This window comes from Frankia sp. AiPs1 (assembly GCF_023716945.1).
In the GTDB taxonomy this organism is placed as follows: domain Bacteria; phylum Actinomycetota; class Actinomycetes; order Frankiales; family Frankiaceae; genus Frankia.
Map to the genome: position 1 here is coordinate 1 of NZ_JAMQQF010000475.1, position 4,738 is coordinate 4,738.

The window sequence follows — 4,738 nt, forward strand, 5'->3', positions numbered from 1 at the left end:
CCACGAGGCGACGCGGCACCGAACGGGCGGCGGTCGCCGCGCGGTTGTCCCAGGGCTCGGCGTCGGCCAGGCCCGGGATCGGCGGAACCGTCGCCCGGCTGCCGGTGGCCACGACCACCGCCCGCGTCGCGCTCAGCACCTGGCGGCCGCCGTCGGCGGCGGTGACCTCGACCTGGCGCGGCCGGCCGGTCAGCCGGCCGGTGCCACGAACGAGCGTCACGCCCTTGTCGGTGAGCCACGGCACCTGGGAGTCGTCCGAGAAGCCGCCGACCAACTGGTCACGCCGGGCGAACGCCGCCGCGGGGTCCAGCGCGCCGGTGACCGCCGCCGCGGCGCCGGGCACCCGCCGCGCCGCGGCCAGCACCTCCCCCGGCCGGATGAGGGTCTTGCTGGGGATGCAGCCCCAGTAGCTGCACTCGCCGCCGACGAGCTCCCGTTCGACGATCGTCACGGCGAGCCCCGCGTCAGCGCACCGGCCCGCGACGTTCTCCCCGGCGGGACCCGCGCCGAGCACGATCACATCCACCACATCCACCTGCGCGTCCTGCGTCTGTGTGTCCGGGCCCATGCCCGTGCCTCCCCACCGCCGCCGCCAGGATCACCGCAGCCGGGGGCTGGCCGGGCGGTGGTAAGGGGCCCGCTATCCCCTCGACCCCGAACCGTCATCTGCCGCCGGCAGCATGGCGGGGGACGGCTCGCTCGTACCGTACGCGCGCCGACGGTGACGAGAAGCACCCGGCCCGAACGGACGGCGCGCCGCCCGTGACCGGGAGGCGCGGGGTGTCAAGGGAACAATGGCGTCGGAGCGCGAAGCAGGGCCCGGTGCGCGCGTACCCACCCGCACCGGGCCGCCGTGACGAAACGAGCGGGGAGACAAGATGCAGCTCGGGATGGTCGGCCTCGGCCGGATGGGCGCCAACCTGGTTCGCCGGCTGATCCGCGACGGCCACGAGTGCGTGGTCTACGACGTGAACGCCGAGGCCATCAAGGCCCTGGAGGCCGAGGGTGCCACGGGGGCAGGGACGCTCGCCGAGTTCGCCGCGGCGCTGCGTCCGCCGCGGACCGCCTGGATCATGGTGCCGGCCGGGTTGACCGGGCAGACCGTCGACGCGGTCGCCGAGCACTTCGCGCCGGACGACGTCATCATCGACGGCGGCAACTCGTACTACCGCGACGACATCCACAAGGCGTCCGAACTCGCCCCCAAGGGCATCCACTACGTCGACGTCGGCACCTCTGGCGGCGTTTTCGGCCTGGAGCGCGGCTACTGCCTGATGATCGGCGGCGAGCCGGCGACCGTGGCCCGGCTGGAGCCGCTGTTCGACACGATCGCCCCCGGCGTCGGCGCCATCCCCCGCACCCCAGGCCGCGTCGGCGAGCCGGTGCAGGCCGAGAAGGGCTACCTGTACTGCGGGCCGAACGGCGCCGGACACTTCGTCAAGATGGTCCACAACGGCATCGAGTACGGCATGATGGCCGCGTTCGCCGAGGGACTCGCCATCCTCGACAAGGCGAACATCGGCCGGGAGGCGCTGGAGCACAACGCCGAGACGGCCCCGCTGGGCGACCCGCAGTTCTACCAGTACGACTTCGACACCGCCGCGATCGCGGAGGTCTGGCGCCGCGGCAGCGTCGTCAGTTCCTGGCTGCTCGACCTCACCGCCGCCGCCCTGCAGGAGGATCCCGAACTCGCCGAGTTCAGCGGCCGGGTCTCCGACTCGGGTGAGGGCCGCTGGACGGTGCTCGCCGCCGTGGAGGAGGGCGTGCCCGCGCACGTCCTGACCGCCTCCCTGTACGAGCGGTTCAGCTCCCGTGGCGAGAGCCTGTTCGCGGACAAGCTGCTCTCCGCAATGCGCAAGCAGTTCGGCGGCCACTCGGAGCAGCACGCCCCGAAGACCAGCTGAGGCCAGGTAGGGCTGAGGCCGGCCAACACGGGGGCCGGCCCGCCAACGCTGGGGCCGGCCAGGACCGGCGCCCGGCCAGATCAGGTGTCGGCGCCGAGATCGCCCACGTCACCCATGACGATCATGGGATGGGCGGTCGGCTTCAGCCAGCGCAGGATGGCCGTCAACGCGTCCTGCTCGACGGCGACGCAGCCCCGGGTCGGCGACTGGTGGTCGACGTGCAGCCAGATGTCGCCGCCGACCTGGTCGCCCAGCGGCCGGGTCGGGTCCGACGGGGGACGCCCGGGCAGCCGGTTGTAGTCGATGGCGACGACGTAGTTGAACGCGTCGGCCATCGGCTGGCCCTGCGGCGCCGCCGTCCGGTAGAACGCCGGGCGGTACTCGTAGGGCAGCCCGGTGCCCGGGTCCGGCAGCTTGCCGCCCGCTGCCGTCAGGCTGAACACCCCGATCGGACTGCGCAGGTCGCCCTCGTGGTGGGCGAACGTCCACCCGTTGGCGCCGTTACGCCCGGTCAGCGGGGCACCGAACGGCTCCCAGGGCGCGTCCGGGTCGGCGCGCTGCCAGAGCGTCACGTTGTTGGTGTTCGCCTCCCGGTCGGCGCCACTCGCGACGATCACCTGGAGAGCGTCCCGGGGGATCTTCGCCGACATCACCGCCCCGACGCCGGGGACGGCGCCCGCGGCTCCGGCCGCGCCGTCCGCGCCCTCGAGCCGGTTCGGCCGCACCGGCTCGGCGCCCGCCGGAGCCGACCCCGCCGAGGCGGCGATCGACGGCCTCGGGTCCCGCTCCGACCCGGGACCGCTGAAGTGGACGGCGCTCGCGGCGCCCACGACCAGAGTCACGCCCGCGGCCGCGACACCGACGGCAACCGACCGGCCCCGCGCGGAACCCGCACCGGGCCGGACCCGGTCCCCCGGGGCCGCGACACCAACCGGCTGGTCCGGCGCGCCGCCTGCGCGCGACCGGATCCGGTGAGGTCTGCTGCGGTGATCGGCCATGTCTCCGGCTTCTGGGACGACGCCGCGGGCGGGACGGCGTCGCTCTGTCGAGTGCCGACGCTCCCGGCGGCGACCGCGCCCACGCCACCGGGGTGCGACCACGGCGCACCGGTTACGACGATACGGATCGCCTCCCGCGCTTCGTTGGGGTACCCCTGTGCGATGCCCGCTCCATCCGGCCACAACACCCGAACGTTGGGTGACATCCGGGAATGTCTCACCGGACGGATCACCGTCAACCAGGACCTGTTCCTCATCACCTCACCACCCGGCACGCCCCGAACCTGACCGGAACGCACCCGGAGCACCAGAACGACCCACCGTTCGACACGATCCGGATTTGTTGCCACGCACAGGGTGATGGATTCTCGTCGCGGGTCGGTTACTCAACGGCCCGCCGGCAGGTCAGCGGCCTCGGGGCCAGCAGCGGTCCGGCGAGGATCAACGCACGGTCAGCGGCCGACCCCGGCCCGGCCTCCGCTCCCGCGGCCACGACGAGGCTCGGATCACGCCCGACCGGACTACGCCCGTCACCGGCACCCCCGTCACCGGCACCCCCGTAACCGCACACGCAACGCCAGCACCCCGTCGCCAGGCCCCCGTCGCCAGCAACCCCCCTGTCGCCAGCACGCGCAGCGCCGGCACCCCCGCGCCAGCGCCCTTGTCGCCATTACGCGCAGCGCCGACACCCACGAGGCGCAGAGTCGATTGCGGTACGTTCTGTTCAATCCGTGGCGACAAAGCGTGCACACCGCACCGCAATGCGCTCACCGCACTGCTCACCGCACTGCAATCGGCTGCCACCAACCCGGCCCGCCACCGCTCGGGCCCCCACCGAATCAGGCCCGACGACCGTGCTCGACGGCTTCCAGTTCCACCGCATCCTGGCCACCCCGCGGCGCCCGGAGGGGACCGACCGTCCCGATCCCGTCCCGCCCGCGCTGTTCGCCGCGCTCGTGGGTGCGCACGCAGAGCTGACTTCGCTCGACGCCGGCCCGGCCGGGCCGGGCATCGCCGTCGCCTGGCTGCGCGGGCCGGGCGAGTCCCACATCCGCTTCCTCGCCGGCGGCCGGCCCTACTTTCCCCCGGGCACCATCCGCTTTCCCTCGGGCACCATCCCCGCGGCCGAGGCCGCGGCCGCCCCCCGGCCACAGACCGGCGGGTGGCCGGATTCCGAGGGCGGGGGGCTGCCAGCGCTCCCGCCGTTTCCCGGGCCGCCCCGACCCGGCCACCCCCAATCCGGCCATCCCCAGCTCGGCCATCCCCGGCCCGGGTCGACGCCGCGGGCGGCCGGACCGGCCCCGCTGCTCTACCCGCCAGGGTCGACGGCCGTCGCGCTGGCATCCGGCGCCGTTCTCGACGACCTCGCCCGTTTCCCGTACTGGCTGCGCTGCGGCGGCAGCCCGGACGCGCTGTGGGCGCCCGGGCCGGGCGGGGAGGGCGGCAACCAGCCCCCGGCCGGCGCGCGGCGCGGCGCGTTCGACGACTACGCCGCCCACCTCGTCGGCCCGTTCGCCTGGTTGGTGCTGGCCTGGCCGGTTGCGCCGCACCGCCTCGCCGAGGAACGCGACGCCCTCGCCCGCAGCATCCCGGCGCTGCGGCTGCGCGAGCACGACCAGGACGCCCGGCTCGAGCTGGAACGGGCCGAGCGCCGTCACCGGGAGCTCGGCCGCGCCGCGGCCAGTGGGATGTGGGACGTCGAGATCCTCGTCGGCGGGGCGAGCAGGGCCGGCGCGTTCTCCCTGGCGGCGCTGCTCTGCAGCTCCAGCGATCTCGACGAGCTGCCTTACACCTTGCGCCCGTTGGGCCCCGCGACGTCGTTCGCCGGCGCCCGGG

General features: G+C 74.5%; 4 protein-coding genes and 1 pseudogene. 3 read left to right on the forward strand and 2 right to left on the reverse strand.

The features are described 5' to 3' along the window. On the reverse strand, nucleotides 1-568 hold a 568-nt coding region (locus ND748_RS25545; RefSeq protein ID WP_251748615.1), incomplete at its 3' end, for an FAD-dependent oxidoreductase. Between the two features lie 310 nt (nucleotides 569-878). Here ND748_RS25545 and gnd point away from each other — a divergent pair. Then, nucleotides 879-1,904 carry a phosphogluconate dehydrogenase (NAD(+)-dependent, decarboxylating) gene (gnd, locus tag ND748_RS25550; RefSeq protein ID WP_251748617.1) on the forward strand — a complete coding sequence of 342 codons (1,026 nt, stop codon included), beginning with the start codon at nucleotides 879-881 and terminating at the stop codon, nucleotides 1,902-1,904. A gap of 80 nt (nucleotides 1,905-1,984) precedes the next feature. On the opposite strand, the gene ND748_RS25555 is transcribed toward gnd, so the two are convergent. Then, entirely contained in the window at nucleotides 1,985-2,746 is a 762-nt protein-coding gene (locus ND748_RS25555; protein ID WP_251748618.1) for a L,D-transpeptidase family protein, read from the reverse strand. A 318-nt stretch (nucleotides 2,747-3,064) separates the two neighbouring features. Here ND748_RS25555 and ND748_RS34245 point away from each other — a divergent pair, with 318 nt between their 5' ends. Together ND748_RS34245 and ND748_RS25560 are read left to right on the forward strand one after the other, a co-directional pair. Further along, nucleotides 3,065-3,190, forward strand: a complete 126-nt coding sequence (locus ND748_RS34245) for a hypothetical protein (RefSeq protein WP_285902689.1) — start codon at nucleotides 3,065-3,067, stop codon at nucleotides 3,188-3,190. A 566-nt stretch (nucleotides 3,191-3,756) separates the two neighbouring features. Then, a pseudogene (locus ND748_RS25560) lies at nucleotides 3,757-4,738 on the forward strand (ATPase); the annotation flags it as partial.

Excerpts from the sequence above, each read along its gene's own strand:
- gnd (WP_251748617.1), top strand. The coding sequence starts at position 879 with ATGCAGCTCGGGATGGTCGGCCTCGGCCGGATGGGCGCCAACCTGGTT.
- ND748_RS34245 (WP_285902689.1), top strand. The coding sequence starts at position 3,065 with ATGCCCGCTCCATCCGGCCACAACACCCGAACGTTGGGTGACATCCGG.